This is a genomic window from Kallipyga massiliensis ph2 (assembly GCF_000311985.1).
GTDB classification, from domain to species: Bacteria; Bacillota; Clostridia; order Tissierellales; family Peptoniphilaceae; genus Kallipyga; species Kallipyga massiliensis.
This window is the reverse complement of sequence record NZ_HE978585.1, coordinates 1,010,174-1,027,672: the sequence shown is the minus strand read 5'-3', so window position 1 is coordinate 1,027,672 and position 17,499 is coordinate 1,010,174. Positions and strand designations below refer to the sequence as shown.

Here is a 17,499-nt window from a genome sequence, read left to right as displayed (position 1 = left end):
GATCCCCTCTTTCTTGTCCTTATCTTGTTTGATCCGCTTATTCTTCCTCTTCTCCGGCCAACTGGACCCCTTGGATCAGGATGGCCTTGGGCGTGATGGACCGGGGCCTCTGGATCGTCTCCTTGGAATAAGAAATCTTATCCGCCGACTTAAAGAGGTTAACGGATATGGATCCACCGGAGATATAGCTTTCCTTTCCCTCCTTGACCAGCTTGGCCAGGCGGAATTCCCCACCGAAGTTCCCGGTCAGGGGAGAAAAATCAAAGGAGGAGAACTTAATGATCTCCAGGTGGTCTTCCTTCATGGCCTTATCCAAATCAGCAGACCCACCATCAACCTCGAAGGTCGAGCACTTCCCCTTGTTCTCCATGCCCAAATAGTAGGAGTGGGGGGCGGAGGAGGCCAGGTTCATCACCTGCCCCTTGTCTAGGAGCGGATAGGGGGCCAAGAGAGTTCCATAGGAATCCACCGGAACGGCATAGGGCGAATGGGCCAGGAAGGGGTTCAATCGGAGGCTGACCGGGTCCTTGACCTCGGGTCCCTCCTGGTCGTGGGCAAAGGCTAGACCCGGTTCTTCCTTGGAGAGACCATTGTAGACACTCATGGCTGATAAGCGGGAGGTGTACATTTTGAAGAAGTCCTCCACCTCATCACCGGTGATGGCCACCGTCACGTCCTCCATGGCCTGAGCCTGGTCGGCTTGGGCCCGGGCCTGGGTCTCCTCCAACTGGGCGTCCACAACTTCTCGGATCTTATCCACATCCGGGCCGGACAGGGTGTAGATCCGGAAGACTTCCACCGGGTCATTTTTCCCCTCCGCATCGGTCACCAATTCAAACTGGAAGAGGTTGGCGGGATAGGAGGTCCGAAGGCCTTGGGAAGAAGCCAGACGGACCTGAACATCCTGGCAGAAGATCTCTGCAGAATTCACCTTGGCCAAGCCGCCGCGGTCGGCAAAGAAGGCCTGAAAAACCTCCTCATGCTTGTGGGAAAATTCATGGATGGTCGAAGCTTGGACCATGTCGTGGCCCGGCTCTCCCCCATTATCAGGAAGGGGGAACCAGGGGTTGTTGATATAGGAAGCTTCTTCCCCTGCCCGGGCGATCTTCTCGACAATCTCTTCGTCACTGTCGTCAGGTCCAAATTGGGCGGTGGATGACCCCCTGGTCTTGTCCACCATCCCTTCCTTTTCCTCCTCATGGTCCACATAGACCGTGAGGGCGTATTCCTTGGTGTCCGCTCGACGGTTCATGTCCAGACGGTCCTTAACAAAGAAGAGCTCCTGAGAATCCGTAACCTCTGATTTGAGGACCCAGTCTTGGATTTTTCCAAGAGCCAGGGCCCGATCTGCTTCCTGAATTATTTTTTCAAACATTAGTTGAGCCTCCCTCTCGCTTTCATATAGGCCCCGCCCATGGAGACCTTGACCCATTCCTTCCATCCCTTTCCACAGTAGCCAATACCGTCCAGGGTCACATCATCTGCCGACGAAATCATGGAAATGGAGTTGAGGAGGTCGGGCACATAGCCGGTCAGGTAAACCGGGCTGACGATCTTGCCGGTCAGCTTTCCGTCCTTAATCTCCAATCCCTTGAGGGCTACGCATTGGATCCCCCAGTTCTTGGGATCTTCCATACCGGAGGTGTAACCTTGGAGGAAGTAACCATGGTCGATGGAGGCGATCATATCATCCAGCTTGGCATTTTGCCCCGGAAAATAAGTGTTGGTCATCCGGGCATAAGCCTTCCGCTTATAGGACTCCCGACGGCCATTTCCTGTCGGGTGGAAGCCCAACTGGAGGGCGGACAGCTCATCGCACATGCCGGACCGGAGGATTCCCTTGTCAATAACCGTGGTGTTGGAGGCCGGATTCCCCTCATCATCAAAAGCAAAAGAGGCCACCTGGTCAAAGGCTTGGGCCCCGTCCTTCATGGTCAGGATGGGCGATCCCACCCGCTTATCGGTAAATTCTTTCCCTTTGGCCCGATTCTTGACGTACATATCCATCTCCGCCCCATGGCCGAAGGCCTCATGGGCGATCAAGCCGGAGAAGGTGGGGTCGGTAATGATGTCATAGACGCCGGGTTTGATGGGTTCAGCATCCAAGAGGCCGATGGCACTCTGGGCCGCTTTGTCGATGAGGCCGGGGATCCGGTCCAGGACTTCCGATCCAGCCAGTCCGCTGTAGCCGGCAAAATCCTGCTTTGACCCCTTTTCATTAGCGGCAACCGCCGAGGCCATGGCCAGGGCATAGGCATAGGTCTGGGTTAATTCCTTATTCTTTGATAAGAAAAGTTTGTCCACCTGGGTGATAATCAAGGCGGTCGTCAGGAAGCTCAGGTCCTTGTATTTCTCCATGCCCTGGTCCAGATCCTTGCGGAGAGTCGATAGAATTTCTTCTGCCGAATCATCCTGGGGAAGATTCTCCACCTCACGGACAAAGGACCCGGTCCATGGCTCATCCTTGGGCTCCATTTTGTAATCCAGGGGATCGACCGCCTCTAAGAAGCTTGCCCGGTCGTCCTCAACAAGGGCCCGAGCCTTAGCCACCACATCATCCACATCTATGTGGTTGAAGGAAAATTCAGAAAAGCCACGAGGACCCTTCAGGCGGATAACAAAGCCCCTTTCCACATCCGGACTATCGCTGAGATGAACTTCATTGGGAAGAACCTCATAGGCCCGGCCGGTCACGTCGCTTGCCAAGATGGACACATAGGAAAAATCCGGAGATAGGATGTCTATAATTTTTTTAAGGTCCCCTTTTACCTTGGCCAGGTAGGGGGAAGGAATTAATTTTTTCATTCCATATCCTTTCTAGTGTTAGAAAAAGCTGAGGAGGCCTTCTTCGGATAGAATGACAGGCTCTTCCGAAGAAGTCCATAATAACAAGATTTATTATATCAAATGAGGCGGGAAGAGGCATAATAGGGGAAATAAAAAAGGACCGGGGAAACCCGGTCCTTGACGAACAAAGTCCTGCTTTAATAGGTTTCTTTGAAGAGCTCGAAGTAAGCCTGGGGATGGTGGCAGGAGGGGCACTTCTTCGGTGCTTCCTGACCCTTGGCAATGTATCCGCACTCATTGCACTTCCAAAGAACAACCTCATCACGCTTGAAGACGCGGTCGCCTTTGATGTTATCTAAGAGCTTCTGGAAGCGGATAGCGTGCTTATCCTCAACCTTGGCAATCTGTCTGTACTGCTCGGCAATCTCGGAGAAGCCTTCTTCGTCAGCAACTTTTGCCATCTCAACGTACATGTCGTCGGCTTCTTCTCTTTCGCCGTCGATAGCACCCTGGAGGTTCTCTTCTGTGGAGGACCAAACAACAGGATACTGGGCATCGAATTCAATTCCCTCGCCCGTCGCATAGCACTCAGGAAGGAACTTATAGAACTGAGCCGCGTGCTCACGTTCGTTGCGGGCGGTCTCTTCAAAGATCATGGAGATCTGTACATAACCGTCTTTTTTCGCCTGCTTTGCAGCCAGAGTATAACGCATATTAGCCTGGGATTCACCTGCAAATGCTGCCATCAGGTTCTGAGCCGTCTTGCTACCTTTTAATTCAGCCATAAAACAACCTCCTTATTCCATTCATAGGATTCATTGATCGTTCGATTTTCATCGGAAAGCCGAGGAAAACCCTAGGTCAACACTTATATTTTATCATATCGAATGGAAAAAGAAAGACATTTGAAAAGGGTCAAGGGAAAGAATTCCCCAATTCCAAGCTCCGGCAGGCAAAACTCCCCTCCATCCGCTATAATAAAAATGCTTCAATAACTATTGAAATGGAAAGAGAAGAAAGGAGACTCTTTTGAAATTCATCTCTTGGAATATTGATTCATTAAATGCCGCCCTAACCTCTGACTCCAACCGGGCCCAGCTCTCCCGTATGGTCCTGGACCGGATTGATGGGATGGATGCCGACGTCATCGCCATTCAGGAGACCAAGCTCCCCGTTGGCGGCCCTTCGAAGAAGCACCTGGAGATCATCCGCCAGCGTCTCCCCCACTACAAGATCTGCTGGCGATCCTCCACCCCTCCTGCCAGGAAGGGCTATGCAGGGACCATGTTCCTCTACAAAGATATCTATAATCCCACCTGCACCGGTCCGGACATCGGTGGACCCGACACCATGGACCTGGAGGGCCGGGTCCTCACCCTGGAATTTGATGACTTCTACGCCACCAACGTCTACACCCCTAATGCCGGTTCGGCCCTTTCCCGCCTGCCGGAACGCCAAATCTGGGATGTCAAGTATCGGGACTACCTCCGTAGCCTGGATGACAAAAAGCCGGTCATCGCCATGGGGGACTTCAACGTCGCCCACAAAGAAATCGACTTGGCCAACCCGGACAGCAACCACTTCTCTGCCGGTTTCACCGATGAGGAAAGGGAGGGCTTTTCCCATATCTTGGAGGCCGGCTTCACCGACACATTCCGTCATATCCATGGGGACGTGGAGGGGGTTTATTCCTGGTGGGCCCAGCGGGTTCCCACTTCAAAAATCAACAATTCTGGCTGGAGGATCGACTACTTCCTCGTCTCCGACCGCTGGGCTGACCGGGTAGTGGAGTCCAATATGGTGGATTCCGGTGACCGTCAGGACCACACTCCCCTGGTATTGGAAATCCATTAACACAAAAAGGGCCTAACAAGCAAAATCCGCTTGCCAGGCCCTTTTTCCTATTCCATCTCGAAGGCTCCGGTATAGAGTTGATAGTAGACCCCTTTTTCCTTCAAGAGGTCGTCATGAGACCCCCGCTCAATAATCCGCCCCCGGTCCATCACCATAATCACGTCGCTGTTTTCAATCGTAGAGAGGCGGTGGGCGATCACGAAGACAGTCCGCCCTTCCATGAGCCTGGCCATCCCCTCCAGGACCATCTGCTCAGTGTGGGTGTCAATGGAGGAGGTGGCTTCATCCAGGACCAAGGCCGGTGCCCCGGCGACAGCGGCCCGGGAGATGGAAAGGAGCTGGCGCTGACCTTGGGAGAGGTTGGCCCCGTTGGCGGTCAACCGGGTTTGGTAGCCCTCGGGCAGGCGAGCAATGAAGGAGTGGGCCCCGGTGATCTTGGCTGCCTCAATGCAGTCCTCATCCGTCGCATCCAGTCGTCCATAGCGAATATTTTCCATAACCGTTCCCGTAAAGAGGTTGGTGGCCTGGAGGACCAGGCCCAGGGACCGCCGGAGGTCTTCCTTCCGGATCTCCCGGATGTCGATCCCGTCATAGAGGATCTTTCCCCCCTCAATCTCATAGAAGCGGTTCATGAGATTGGTGATGGTGGTCTTCCCTGCCCCGGTTTGACCAACGAAGGCCACCTGCTGGCCCGGCTCGGCATAGACCGTGATATCGTGGAGGACCGGTTCACCTGGGACGTAGGAGAAGTCCACTCCTTCCATCCGCATATCCCCCCTCATGGGTTTATAGGAGAAAGATCCATCCGCTTGGGGGATCTTCCAATACCAGGCCAGGTCCCGGTTCGGGCTTTCTTCCAGCCGGCCTTGGGCATCTTCCCTGCAGTGGACCAGGCGGATCTGGCCCTCATCGATTTCTTCCTCTTGGTCCAGGAAGCGGTAAATCCGGTCCGCCCCGGCCATGGCCATGACGACAGAGTTGATCTGCTGGGAGAACTGGTTGATATTCCCGGTGAACTGCTTGGTCATGTTGAGGAAGGGGATGAGGATGGAGAGGGAGAAGACCATGCCCGAGATGGAAATATTGGGGAGGCCGGAAAGGAGGTAGACCCCGCCCACCATAGCGGCCAGGACATACATGACGTTGCCGATATTCATGATGATGGGCCCCAAGGCATTGGCGTAGCCATTCGCCTTGGAGGAAACCTCAAAGAGGGCTTGGTTCTTCTCCTCCATCTTCTGAATGGCCTGGTCCTCATGGTTGAAGACTTTGACCACTTTTTGCCCGGTCATGTACTCCTGGAGAAAGCCTTCTATGTCCCCCAACTTTTTCTGTTTTTCACGGAAGAAGCGGGCCGATCCCCCGGCCACCTTACGGGTGACCAGGAACATGACCCCCACACCGATAGAGACCAGGAGGGTCATGGGAAGGGAGTAGTAGATCATGATGGCAAAGAGGGTCAGGACGATGGCTCCGGCTCGAACCATGGAGGGAAGACCGCCGGAGACCAGCATCCGGAGGGTCTGAACATCGTTGGTATAGTAGGACATGATATCCCCATGCTTGTTCTGGTCGAAGAAGGACAAGGGGAGGTCCTGCATGTGGTTGAACATCCGCTGGCGGAGGGAGTGGAGGAAATGCTGGGTGACCAGGTTCATAGCCTGAGTCTGGAAGGTGATGAGGATGACCGAAAGGAGGTAGAGGGCAACCAGGACAGCCAGAAGAGGGAAGATAGCCTCTTTGGCCTGGTCCCAGGACCGGTTGCCGGTGGCTAAAAAGTCTGTGAGAACGGCCAGGATCTTCTGCTGGAAGATAGCGGGAAGGGCCGTGATGACCGAAGAGAGGATGGTGGAAATGAAGACCAAGGGGAGGAGGATGGGGGCCCCCCGAAAGAGGTCTTTCAGTAGTCGGCGGAGGATCCGGGGATTGGCCTGTTTTTTCGTTTTATTGGACATGGACCCCACCTCCTTGCTTTTCATAGGTTTCCCGATAGGATGGGACCTTCTTCAAGAGCTCCTCATGGCTTCCCATAGCCAGGATCTTTCCGGACTGCATAACGATGATCCGGTCAGCATCCTTGACTGAAGAGATTCGCTGGGCAATAAAGATTTTCGTTGTCCCCGGAAGGGATTCCTTGAGGGACTTTTGGATCAGGGCATCCGTCTTGGTATCGACGGCGGATGTGGAGTCATCAAAGATGAGGATCTTGGGCTTTTTCAAGAGGGCCCGGGCAATAGTCAGACGCTGGCGCTGACCGCCGGAGACGTTGGTTCCCCCCTGTTCGATGTAGGTTTGATAGCCCTCAGGGAAGGACCGGATGAAGGCATCCGCCTGGGCCAACTTGGCCGCCCACTCCACTTCTTCGTCGCTGGCCCGGGGATTGCCCCAGCGGATGTTATCAGCGATGGTCCCGGAGAAAAGGACATTCTTTTGGAGAACCAAGACGGCCTGGTCCCGGAGGCTTTCCAGGTCGTAGTCCCGAACATCCCTTCCCCCGACTTCGATGGAACCCCGGCTGACATCGTAGAGGCGGGGAATAAGCTGGACCAAGCTGGATTTCCCGGACCCGGTTCCTCCCAGGATTCCCACGGTCATACCCGACTCAATCCTGAAGTCAAGGTCGGAGAGGGTGTAGGCTTCCGCCTCCTCCGAATACTTGAAGGAAACCCGATGGAAGGCGACTGAACCGTCAGCAAGCTCTTTAGCCCCACCCTCCGGAGAATGGAGGCTGGACTCTTCCGCCAGGATTTCGTTGATCCGGCGAACGGATTCGGCCGACATGGTCAGGAGGACAAAGACCATGGAAAGGAACATGAGCTGGATCATGATCTGCATCCCGTAGGTCAACATGGCGGACATTTGTCCGACGTTGAGGTCGACCCCACCGGAGGAAACCACCATTTGGGAACCAACGGCGAAGATGAAGAGCATGTTGAAGTAGATGGCCATCTGCATAACCGGGGAAGAAAAGTTCACGATGGTGTCGGCCTTGGTGAAGATCTTCATCATATCCTCTGAAAAGCCTTTGAACTTCTCCTTCTCATAATCCCCCCGGGCATAGGCCTTGACCTCTCTGGCAGCCTGAACATTCTCCCCGACCACCCGGTTAATCACGTCAAACTGACGGAAGCCCTTTCGGAAATAGGGCATGGCAAACTTGATGATGAGGAAGAAGGCAACCGCTAAAAAGGGAATGATGATTAAAAAAGAATAGGCCAGGGACCCGGCCATCCGGAAGGCCATGATGAAGGCAAAGATAATGACCAGGGGGGCTCGGACGGACTCCCGGATTAAGATCATAAAGGACATCATGACATTGTCGATGTCGGTCGTCAGTCGGGTGATCAGGGAGGGGGTGGAGAATTTATCGATATTGCCGAAAGAATAAGTCTGGATCTTTCGGAAGAGGTCTCCTCGAAGGTTCTTGGCAAAGCCGGATGAGGCCTTGGCTGAGGTAAAGCCGGCTAGGCCCCCCGCCGTCAGAGAGAGTCCGGCCATAACCAGGAGAAGGAGGCCGGTCCGGGATACGGCCCCCATGTCCATATTCTGTCCCTGGAGATTATTGATGAGCTGGGCGGTAATGAAGGGAATCAGGGCATTGAAAACAGCCTCGAGAATAATAAAAAAAACAGTCAAGAGGCTCAAGGTCTTGTATTCCCTTAATGAGCCTAAAATATTTTTTCCACCTTTGATCATATCAACCTCAACGTTCTATGCTTTTCTAAACAGGATAAGGACAAAAGAATTACCTTCTACATACCCCGGCCGGGGATTCAAAAACAAGAGGGCTTTCTTGGGTTACAATAAATAAAGACGATTCCAAGCCATAAGAGTTCATAAAAAAGGGGGTTCCTCTCATGCATGGCATTTTTGACTATATTCATGGCGGCCACCTGGATGACTTTGACCGGGTGGTTGTCTGCAGCCAATCTCACCGGCGGAGGGAGCTTTTGGCCTACCTCAAGCCCATCTGTCGGAGCCTGGATCTGGATGAGCGGACCATTGAAGACCGCTATATGACCCTCTACCGGTCCGACCCCTTTACTCACCGGGTGGGGAAGACGGCCTGCGAGCTGGCCGGAGCTAAATGTGGCCTGGGCGATGGGCCGGAAGAAGAGGGCGGGGCTCTGGCCGGAAGCCTCTACATTGGGGCCGACACCATGGTGGTCATGGATGAGAAAATCCTCCACAAACCCCGGGACCTTGAAGAAGCGGAAACCATGTTCCGGTCCTATTTCGGCCGAACCCACCATGTGGTAACCGGAGTCTGCCTCCGGACCATTTCAGGATTCCAGTCCTTTTATGCCATTACCGCCGTCTCCTTTGTCCCCTACTATCCGGCCCTGGAAGCCGCCATCCGGGACTACCTGACCCATGGCCGGGTCCTCGATAAGGCAGGGGGCTACGGGATCCAGGACCTGGACCCCCGCTTTGTCGCCTCCATTGAAGGGGACATCCAAACCGTGATCGGCCTTCCCCTAGCCGAGGTCGCCCGGCGAATCGCTCCTTATTCCCTCGATCCCGAGCCCGAGGACTTCATATCCTTGGATGACTTCACCCGGATGGTACAGGACCTGGTGGATGACCTTCCCCCCTCCTTTTTCGAGGGCCTGAACGGGCTGGTTCAAATCCACCCGGAAGTCAAATACCATCCTGAAGCACGGGATGATGACCTCTGCATCATGGGCGAGTACGTCCGGGATAAGTTGGGCCGGCGGATCAAGCTTTACTACGGGTCCTTTCGGACCCTCTATCCGGGCTGGTCGGGTCCGGCCTTAAAGGACCGGGTGAATGAAGTCCTGGTCCATGAGTTCCGCCACCACCTGGAAGCCCGGGCTGAACTTCGGGACTTGGAAGTGGAGGATGAGGCCTTCCTCCGTGACTATCGGACCAACCATCACTACACCATCATCCATAGGCCGGAAAACTAACGACCCTTTAGAAAGGATAGGCTCAGGTCCGGTTTTAGACTGTCTCCTGACCAAGGGCCAGCATGGCCTGGCCAACTATGGTCAGGGATTTCATGAGCTTTTTCACCTCAACCCTTTCATTGGGCTGGTGTTCCAGGGGGGTGTCACCCGGGAAATTGGGGCCGAAGGCAACCATATTCGGGAAGACCTTGGCATAGGTCCCCCCGCCGATGGCCAGGGGCTCTGAGAGGTCGCCCGTCATGGCCCGGTAGACGCCCAGGAGGCGTTGGATGAGGTCCGAGTCCTTGGGAACATAGAGAGGGTCATTGGTCTCCCGGTCCAGGACTTGGAGGCCATGGGCCAGGCTGGCGGATTCCAGGGCTTCCTTGACCTTATCATGGTCCCCGTTTTTGGGATAGCGGATGTCCAGGCCAAAGGAAAGTCGTCCTTCTTCCAAGCGGAGGGTTCCCAAGTTGACAGAGGTCTCCCCGGTCTCAGGATCCTGGAAGTGGATGCCTAGGCCCTGGCCCTTGGTCTCCCGTCCAATTTTCTCCAAGATAAAGGAAGAGACCTTGGCAAAGTCTCCCCCAATTTGAATTTCCTCCACTGCCTCGAGAAGGGTGACCAGGGCATTTTTCCCCAGCTCGGGCATGGATCCGTGGGCCCCTGCCCCCTTGGCTTCGATGATGGTCTTCCCTTCTTCCTGGCGGACGGAAACTTCATCTGTTTCCCTGATTTTCCAATTTCCTTCCAGGACCAGGCGGGCGGAATCCGGAACGACGTTAAGAGCCCGGCCGGCTTCAAAGGCCAGAACCGGGATCTCCCCTTGGTGGAAGTTCGGACTTCCGATGTGGACATGGGTGGTTCCTTTTTCAAAGAAGATCAGGGGGAAGTCGGCGTCGGGGGTGAAGCCCATAACCGGCATCTCCTGGCCGGACTCCACATAGTGGCGGACGCAGCGGGACCCGCTTTCTTCATTGGTCCCAAAGATAACTCGGATCCGACGGTCTGTGGCCAGGCCCAAGTCTTTGATGGCTTTTAGAGCATAGAGGGCGCCGATAGCCATTCCCTTGTCATCAGCGGTTCCCCGCCCGTAGATTTCTCCATCAACGACTTCTCCTAAGAAGGGGTCATGGTCCCACTTGCCGTTTACGGGGACGACATCCAGGTGACCAAGGACAGCTACCATGTCATCGCCTTCCCCATATTCCGCATAGCCCACCATGTCATCCACATTGTGGGCTTCAAAGCCCATGGACCGGGCCAAATCCAAGGCATACTCCAAAGCCTTCTTGGGTCCCGGTCCGAAGGGTGCTCCCTCTTCGGGAGCACCCATGACGGAGTTGATTTTTACTGCTCCCCCGATTCCTTTCAAGACCTCGTCTTCCATAAATAGGATTTTTTCCGTTAATTTCTCTTGAATCATTCGGTTTCCCTTTCTAAAAGGCCCGGCTCCAGCCGAACCGCTTCCATCTACTTTACTGCCGCTTCTTTATTCTCCCCTTCCCGGCCCGGAACCTTCTTGAACAGTCCGGTGACCATGAGGGCGATAGCCCCGTCCCCGGTGACATTGCAGGCGGTCCCGAAGGAATCCTGGAGGGCGAAGATGGAGAGCATAAGAGCTGTTCCGTTGTTATCAAAGCCCAGGACGGAGATGATGAGCCCCAAGGAAGCGACAACCGTCCCTCCCGGAACGCCGGGAGCGGCTATGGCGAAAATGCCGAGGAGGCAGGCGAAAGTGACCATGGTCATGGGGTCCGGCAGATGGCCATATAAGATCTGGGAGACGGTCATGACGAAGAAGGTCTCCGTCAAAACGGACCCACAAAGGTGGGTGTTGCAGCAGAGGGGGATGCAGAAGTCCCGGATTTCCGGGTCCAGGGTCTTGGCCTTAGCCGCGGACTTTAAGGCAACAGGGAGGGTAGCGGCTGAGGACATGGTCCCTAAGGCGGTGACATAGGCCGGCGGATAATGGCGAAGGACCTCCATAGGGTTGGTCCGAGAAAAGGCTCCCCCAATACTGTAAAGAAGGGTAAGCCAAATATAGTGGCCCACAATGACGATCAGGATGATCTTGAAGAAGATGGGGAGCTCTTTGATGATGACCCCCTCATAGGCCAGGCTGGCGAAGGTGGTGAAGATATAGATAGGAAGAACGGGAACGACCACATTTTCTACGATCTTCAAGACCATGTCATTAAAATCTTCCAGAAGCTTGGTCCAGGACTCCGACCGGGTCCAGATGACCGAGAGGCCGATGAGGACGGAGGTAATCAGGGCCGTCATAACAGGCATGATGGGGGTGAACTTGAGTTCGAGGAGGGCCTCCGGGAGGGCACGGCCCGACCCCACCTCCGAAACGATGTTGAGGTTCGGGATAATCAGGTAGCCGGCGGCCATGGAGAAGAGGGCGGCCCCGACTGAAGATAGGTAGCAGATGATGAGGGTCACGGTCAGGACCTTGCCTGCGCTGTGACGGAGGGAGATGATAGCCGGGGCAATAAAGCCCAGGATGATCAGGGGGACCATGTAGCCGATGAAGTCCCCGAGGATGTTCTTGGCTGTCAAAATGACCAGGATGATGCCTTCTGAAGCATAGGTCCCGACGAGTACGCCGGCCACAATGCCCAAAATAAGCTTAAAAACAAGGGTTTGGGTAATTCTTTTCATGATGTCCTCTCTTCCTTTTTCTCCCGGGTCCGGTCGGGAAAGGATAGTCGCTGAGTGTACAGAAAACCCTTTGCTTGCCCGGAGCTGCCCGGCTTCCACAAAGGGTTGGAATTTTACAGGAAACTAATCTTCAAGGCCTGTGGTAAAGTTATCGAAATAGCCTTGGATGAAGACAACCGGGGTCCCCTTGTCACCGGAGCCGGAAACGAGGTCAGCGAGCGAACCCAGGAGGTCAGTCAGGTGACGGGGGGTGGTTCCTTCGGATTCCATGGCCCCCTTCAGGTCCTTGTCCTTGGCCTCGATTTTCTTGGCGATGGCCTGGCGGAGTTCTTCGCCCTTAAGGTCAGCGAAGTCGTTGTCAGCCAGGTACTTGAGCTTGAGCTCATTGGGGAGGCCGGAAAGGCCATGAGTAAATCCGGGTGAGACGACCGGGTCAGCAAATTCCCAGATCCCGCCGCGGGGATCCTTGAATCCTCCGTCTCCATAGATCATGACCTCGATATTCTTCCCGGTCACTTCCTTTAATTGGTCGGCCAGGCCGTCAACGAAGTTTTGGCAGTCTCTGGGGAAGAGTTTGACCTTCTCCTCGGAAGCCTTGTTCGAGCCCAAGAGGCCATACTCTTCATTGCAACCCGACCCGTCCACCGGTTGGGTCATGATATCATCCAGGCCATAAACGACTTTGGCCCCGGCTGCCTTGAGCCGGCGCTTGGATCTTTCCTTGGTGTGGATGTCGCAGGTGATCACCTGGTCGGTGTATTCCAGAAGGGCCTTGGGTTGGTTGGCCAGGAAGATGACCAATTCGCAGTCCTCAGCCTCCACGATATCCCGATAGAATTTGATGTAGTCCACGCCGGTGAAGGGGTGGCCCACCTCGCCGAAAATTTTATAAAAGTCCTCTTCAGAAAGGATGTCATTATAGGGGTCCAGGCCGGCCTCGTCCATCTCCTCTACAGTGATGAGCTGGTTCCCCACCTCATCCGAGGGATAGGTCATCTGGAGGTAGATCTTGTCCATGGCCCGGGCAATGGCCTTCAGGTTCATAGAAAAGCGGTTGCGAGAGAAGATGGGGTTGAAGAGCCCGACGACGCCACCGGGGAACTTCTTACGGATATCCTGTGCGATTTGGTCCACGCTGGCATAGTTTCCCTGAGCCCGAGCAACAATGGCTTCGGTCATGCAAAGGACGTCCCGGTCATGGAAGGAAAATCCCCCTTCTTTGCTGGCTGCTTGGAGTGATTCGACCACCATGCTGGCAAGGTCATCCCCCTCCCGGATAATCGGGGTCCGGATCCCCCTTGCCACAGTACCGATCATTCTCATTGGTGATTCCTCCTTATATGTTTTTACTTTAGTTATATTTCAGCGAAGAGGCGTTCTTGGTCAGAACGTCGTGGGCTCCGCCCTCCACGATAGAAGTCGAAGAGACCAGGGTGAGCTTAGCCTTTTCATGAAGTTCCTCAAGGTTGAGGGCACCGCAATTGCACATGGTCGCCTTGACCTTGGCCAATGAGGCATCCACGTTATCCTTCAGGGTGCCGGCGTAGGGAACATAGGAGTCCACACCTTCTTCAAACTTTAGCCCCTGCTTTCCGCCCAAATCATAGCGCTCCCAGTTCCGGGCGCGGGCAGATCCTTCTCCCCAATACTCCTTCATCATAGTCCCGTTGATATTGATTTTCGCGGTTGGGGACTCATCGAAGCGGGCAAAATACCGGCCCAACATGCAGAAATCCGCCCCCATGGCCAGGGCCAGGGTGATGTGGTGGTCATAGACGATACCCCCGTCCGAGCAGATGGGGACATAAATCCCGGTTTCTTCAAAGTACTTGTTCCGCTCACGGGCCACATCGATGACAGCGGTGGCCTGTCCACGGCCGATCCCCTTGGTTTCCCGGGTGATGCAGATGGACCCGCCGCCGATCCCGATTTTAACGAAGTCAGCACCGCAGTCGGCGAGGAAGCGGAAGCCTTCCCCATCCACTACGTTGCCGGCCCCGACCTTGACCTTATCGCCATATTCCTGGCGGATCCATTCAATGGTCAGCTTCTGCCATTCGGAGAAGCCTTCGGAGGAGTCGATGCAGAGGACGTCTGCCCCGGCTTCCACCAGGGCAGGAACTCTTTCCTTGTAGTCCCGGGTATTAATTCCTGCCCCCACCAGAAGTCTTTTATGTTCGTCTAAAAGCTCATTGGGGTTTTCCTTGTGGCGGTCATAGTCCTTGCGGAAGACGAAGGCGACCAATCGGTCCTCTTTATCGATAATGGGCAGGGCATTGAGCTTCTTATCCCAAAGAATATTGTTGGCTTCGGAAAGAGTGATTCCCTCCTGGCCAAAAACCAGCTGATTGAAGGGGGTCATGAAGGTCTCCACTTTTTCCGTCCCATCCATCCGGGAGAGTCGGTAGTCTCTGGAGGTGACAATCCCCACTAACTTTCCATGCTGGGTCCCATCCTCCGTCACCGCCATGGTGGAGTGGCCGGTCTTTTCTTTAAGAGCCAGGACATCCTCCAGGGTGGAGTCAGGGGAAATGTTGGAATCGGAGGGGACGAAACCGGCCTTATAATCCTTGACCGACTTGATCATCCGGGCCTGACTTTCAATGGACTGAGACCCGTAAATGAAGGAGAGGCCTCCTTGACCTGCCAGGGCGATGGCCAGGGTGTCGTTGGAAACCGACTGCATGATAGCTGAGACCATAGGAATGCGTAGAGAAAGAGCCGGTTCTTCGCCCTTCTTGAAGCGGACCAGGGGGGTGGTTAAATCCACCCGATCGGGAATATTTTCGCTGGACGAATAGCCCGGAATCAGCAAATATTCATGAAATGTGCGTGATGGTTCGGTTAGGTAGATTGCCATATTTCCTCCTTCTTGCTTTACAGCCAATCAAACTGAAATCCTTCCACATCAATCGTATCATTTTCTGTGGGATTTTTTTCTCGAATTTGGTCCATGACCCCCATATCCTCCAGGCGACGTTCAAAGAAGCGAACGGACCCTTCGTCGGTGATGATGAGGCGTCGGACCAGATCTTTCACCGGTTCCCCGGTGACAAAAATTGTATCCTCCTTCCGCTCCACCGTAATGCCCTCATCCCGCTTGAAGAACTGGTTGACGTCCACCAGGTCCTCATCAAAGGAAGCCAGGGTTCGGGGGAGGCCCTCCAAGGCATCGGCAATGGCGTATTTGAGCTCTTTAATGCCTTGGGTGGTCGCTGCGGAAAGGGGGAGGATCCGGGCGGATGTCTCCCCGATTTCCCCTTTGAAACGGGTCAAGCCCTCTTCCCCACCGGGCAGGTCCATCTTGTTGGCTACAATGATCTTGACCCGGTCAGGAAGGGCTTCGTTATAGGAAGCCAGTTCCTCTTGAATGAGGAGGTAGTCCTGGTAGGGGTCCCTTCCCTCAGATCCGGCCATGTCCAGGACATGGACTAAAACCCGGGTTCGCTCGATGTGGCGAAGGAAGTCATCCCCCAGGCCCGCCCCGGATGAGGCTCCTTCCACCAAGCCGGGAATATCCGCCAGGACAAAGGAAAGGTCGTGGTCGATATCCACCACGCCCAAGTTGGGTGAAAGGGTGGTGAAGTGGTAGTTGGCAATCTTGGGCCGGGCATTGGAGAGGATGGAGAGGATGGTGGACTTTCCCACATTGGGCAAGCCTACCAGTCCCACATCCGCAATGAGCTTGACTTCCAAAACTACGCCCAACTCCTGGCCATGCTGGCCGGGGATGGCGAATCGGGGAGCCTGGCGAACGGAATTCTTGAAATGGGTATTCCCCTTTCCTCCCCGTCCGCCTTTGACGGCCAGGAAGGTCTCTCCGTCTTCGGTCAGGTCGGCGATGGGAAGGAGGGATTCTTTTTCCCGGATGACCGTACCGACCGGGACCTTGAGGTAAAGGTCCTGGCCCGACTTTCCGGCCATCTTCTTTCCCATTCCGTTCATGCCCGACTCCGCCTTGTAGGTCCTCTTATACTTAAAGTCCAGGAGGGTGGCGACATTGTTATCGGCCATAAAATATATGGATCCTCCCCTCCCTCCGTCACCCCCGTCGGGGCCTCCAGAAGGAATGAAGGCTTCCCTCCTCCAGGAGATAGCGCCATCGCCTCCCCTTCCCGCCTTCAGTTGTATGCTTGCTTTGTCAATAAACATAGGCCCTCCTCTTTGGTCAGGGTCTGGGAACAATTAAGAAAAGGAGCCGCCAAGGCGACTCCTTTCATCCTCTGCCCGGTTCGGCTTAGGCAGTGGCAACTTCTTCAATGGGGTAGACGGATACTGTCTTCTTCTTTCCGGCTGTCTCAAAGCGGACAATGCCGGGAGCAACAGCAAAGAGGGTGTCATCCCCGCCCCGCTTTACGCCCAGTCCGGGATGGATCCGGGTGCCGCGTTGGCGAACAATGATCTGACCGGGCTTGACGACAACGCCGTCATGCTTCTTGACGCCCAGGCGCTTGGATTGGGAATCACGGCCGTTTTTGGATGAAGAAACTCCCTTCTTCGAAGAGAAAAGTTGAAGATAAAATTTCATCTTAAAGGTCCTTTCTATATTGAATGTTAATAGATTCAGGGTGCTCTTTGGCCAGCTCTTTCATATTGAAATGGAAGGCCTCCAAAGCAAAATTACTGTATGGGATGGTGGATTGACCTTCCTTGTCAGAGAGGAAGACATCCATCTTTCCTTCTTCAAACTCGACCCTTATCCCTTCCAGTCCAAGGACTTCCTGGAGGGCATTCACCGTTCCGATGGCAAGGGTGGAAGCGGCACAGCAGACGAGGTCTTGACCATGGGGACCGGCGTCCGCATGTCCCCTCATCTGAAAGCCCCGGTAGGTCCTCCGGGAGGAGGTCGGGTCGGAGAAGAATGTCAGCCGGATCATTAGCCCTGGATTTGATCGATGGAGATCAGGGTGTAGGGCTGACGGTGACCCTGTTTTCTCTTATAACCTTTTTTCGCCTTAAATTTGCCGACAATGACTTTCTTTGCCTTATCCTGGGCCTTGATCGTGGCTTCGACCTTGGCTCCTTCAAGGAAGGGCTTACCCACTTTCAGGCTGTCGCCCCCGATGACCAAAACCTGGTCCAGGGCAATCTTGTCGCCCACTTCGCCCTTGACCTTTTCAATCCGCAGGACTTGGCCTTCCTCAACTTGGTATTGCTTACCACCGGTTTTAATAACTGCGTACATAGCTTTCTCCGTTCTGTTAGACTCGCCAATGGAGGTATTGAGGAGAAATCTCTCAATTTACTGGAAACCTCTTCTGAGCGGTTACACATCAAG

At 54.6% G+C, this 17,499-nt stretch carries 15 protein-coding genes and 1 other annotated feature; of the genes, 2 read left to right on the top strand and 13 right to left on the bottom strand.

The window, feature by feature from the left end; all coding sequences use genetic code 11:
• Positions 1–37: 37 nt before the first annotated feature.
• From HGKM_RS04640 to rbr, 3 genes are all read right to left on the bottom strand, one after another.
• Positions 38–1,375, bottom strand: a complete 1,338-nt coding sequence (locus tag HGKM_RS04640) for a metallopeptidase TldD-related protein (protein WP_019134178.1) — start codon at positions 1,373–1,375, stop codon at positions 38–40.
• The gene (locus tag HGKM_RS04635) at positions 1,375–2,805 is read right to left on the bottom strand and encodes a TldD/PmbA family protein (protein ID WP_019134177.1); all 1,431 of its coding nucleotides are present in this window, start codon (positions 2,803–2,805) and stop codon (positions 1,375–1,377) included. Before HGKM_RS04635 ends, HGKM_RS04640 begins: the two co-directional genes overlap by 1 nt.
• Positions 2,806–2,984: 179 nt before the next feature.
• Complete coding sequence (gene rbr / locus HGKM_RS04630) at positions 2,985–3,572, bottom strand: rubrerythrin (RefSeq protein WP_019134176.1); 588 nt, start codon at positions 3,570–3,572, stop codon at positions 2,985–2,987.
• A gap of 244 nt (positions 3,573–3,816) precedes the next feature.
• Here rbr and HGKM_RS04625 point away from each other — a divergent pair, with 244 nt between their 5' ends.
• Entirely contained in the window at positions 3,817–4,641 is an 825-nt protein-coding gene (locus HGKM_RS04625; protein WP_019134175.1) for an exodeoxyribonuclease III, read from the top strand.
• Positions 4,642–4,688: 47 nt separating this feature from the next.
• Here HGKM_RS04625 and HGKM_RS04620 read toward each other — a convergent pair whose 3' ends face one another.
• On the bottom strand, positions 4,689–6,596 hold the full coding sequence (locus HGKM_RS04620; RefSeq protein ID WP_019134174.1) for an ABC transporter ATP-binding protein: 1,908 nt from the start codon (positions 6,594–6,596) through the stop codon (positions 4,689–4,691).
• Entirely contained in the window at positions 6,586–8,337 is a 1,752-nt protein-coding gene (locus tag HGKM_RS04615) for an ABC transporter ATP-binding protein (RefSeq protein WP_019134173.1), read from the bottom strand. Before HGKM_RS04615 ends, HGKM_RS04620 begins: the two co-directional genes overlap by 11 nt.
• Positions 8,338–8,498: 161 nt before the next feature.
• Between HGKM_RS04615 and HGKM_RS09055 the strand changes: the two genes are divergently transcribed.
• Entirely contained in the window at positions 8,499–9,572 is a 1,074-nt protein-coding gene (locus HGKM_RS09055; protein WP_019134172.1) for a Maf family protein, read from the top strand.
• Between the two features lie 34 nt (positions 9,573–9,606).
• Here HGKM_RS09055 and pepV read toward each other — a convergent pair whose 3' ends face one another.
• From pepV to rplU, 8 genes are all read right to left on the bottom strand, one after another.
• The gene (gene pepV, locus HGKM_RS04605) at positions 9,607–10,977 is read right to left on the bottom strand and encodes a dipeptidase PepV (RefSeq protein ID WP_019134171.1); all 1,371 of its coding nucleotides are present in this window, start codon (positions 10,975–10,977) and stop codon (positions 9,607–9,609) included.
• A 47-nt stretch (positions 10,978–11,024) separates the two neighbouring features.
• Positions 11,025–12,221 carry a dicarboxylate/amino acid:cation symporter gene (locus tag HGKM_RS04600; RefSeq protein ID WP_019134170.1) on the bottom strand — a complete coding sequence of 399 codons (1,197 nt, stop codon included), beginning with the start codon at positions 12,219–12,221 and terminating at the stop codon, positions 11,025–11,027.
• Between the two features lie 123 nt (positions 12,222–12,344).
• Positions 12,345–13,544, bottom strand: a complete 1,200-nt coding sequence (locus tag HGKM_RS04595) for a coenzyme F420-0:L-glutamate ligase (protein ID WP_019134169.1) — start codon at positions 13,542–13,544, stop codon at positions 12,345–12,347.
• A gap of 28 nt (positions 13,545–13,572) precedes the next feature.
• Positions 13,573–15,081: an IMP dehydrogenase gene (locus HGKM_RS04590; RefSeq protein WP_019134168.1), complete on the bottom strand. Its 1,509-nt coding sequence runs from the start codon at positions 15,079–15,081 to the stop codon at positions 13,573–13,575.
• A gap of 17 nt (positions 15,082–15,098) precedes the next feature.
• Complete coding sequence (obgE, locus tag HGKM_RS04585) at positions 15,099–16,373, bottom strand: GTPase ObgE (protein WP_019134167.1); 1,275 nt, start codon at positions 16,371–16,373, stop codon at positions 15,099–15,101.
• Positions 16,374–16,458: 85 nt separating this feature from the next.
• A complete protein-coding gene (gene rpmA, locus HGKM_RS04580; RefSeq protein WP_019134166.1) occupies positions 16,459–16,749 on the bottom strand; it encodes a 50S ribosomal protein L27 in 291 nt (96 codons plus the stop codon).
• A 1-nt stretch (position 16,750) separates the two neighbouring features.
• Positions 16,751–17,098, bottom strand: coding sequence for a ribosomal-processing cysteine protease Prp (locus HGKM_RS04575; RefSeq protein ID WP_019134165.1), 348 nt, complete (start codon positions 17,096–17,098; stop codon positions 16,751–16,753).
• Positions 17,098–17,406 (bottom strand): 50S ribosomal protein L21, encoded by a 309-nt coding sequence (gene rplU / locus HGKM_RS04570; protein WP_019134164.1) that lies wholly within the window; start codon positions 17,404–17,406, stop codon positions 17,098–17,100. Before rplU ends, HGKM_RS04575 begins: the two co-directional genes overlap by 1 nt.
• Positions 17,407–17,414: 8 nt before the next feature.
• Positions 17,415–17,499, bottom strand: a sequence feature (ribosomal protein L21 leader region).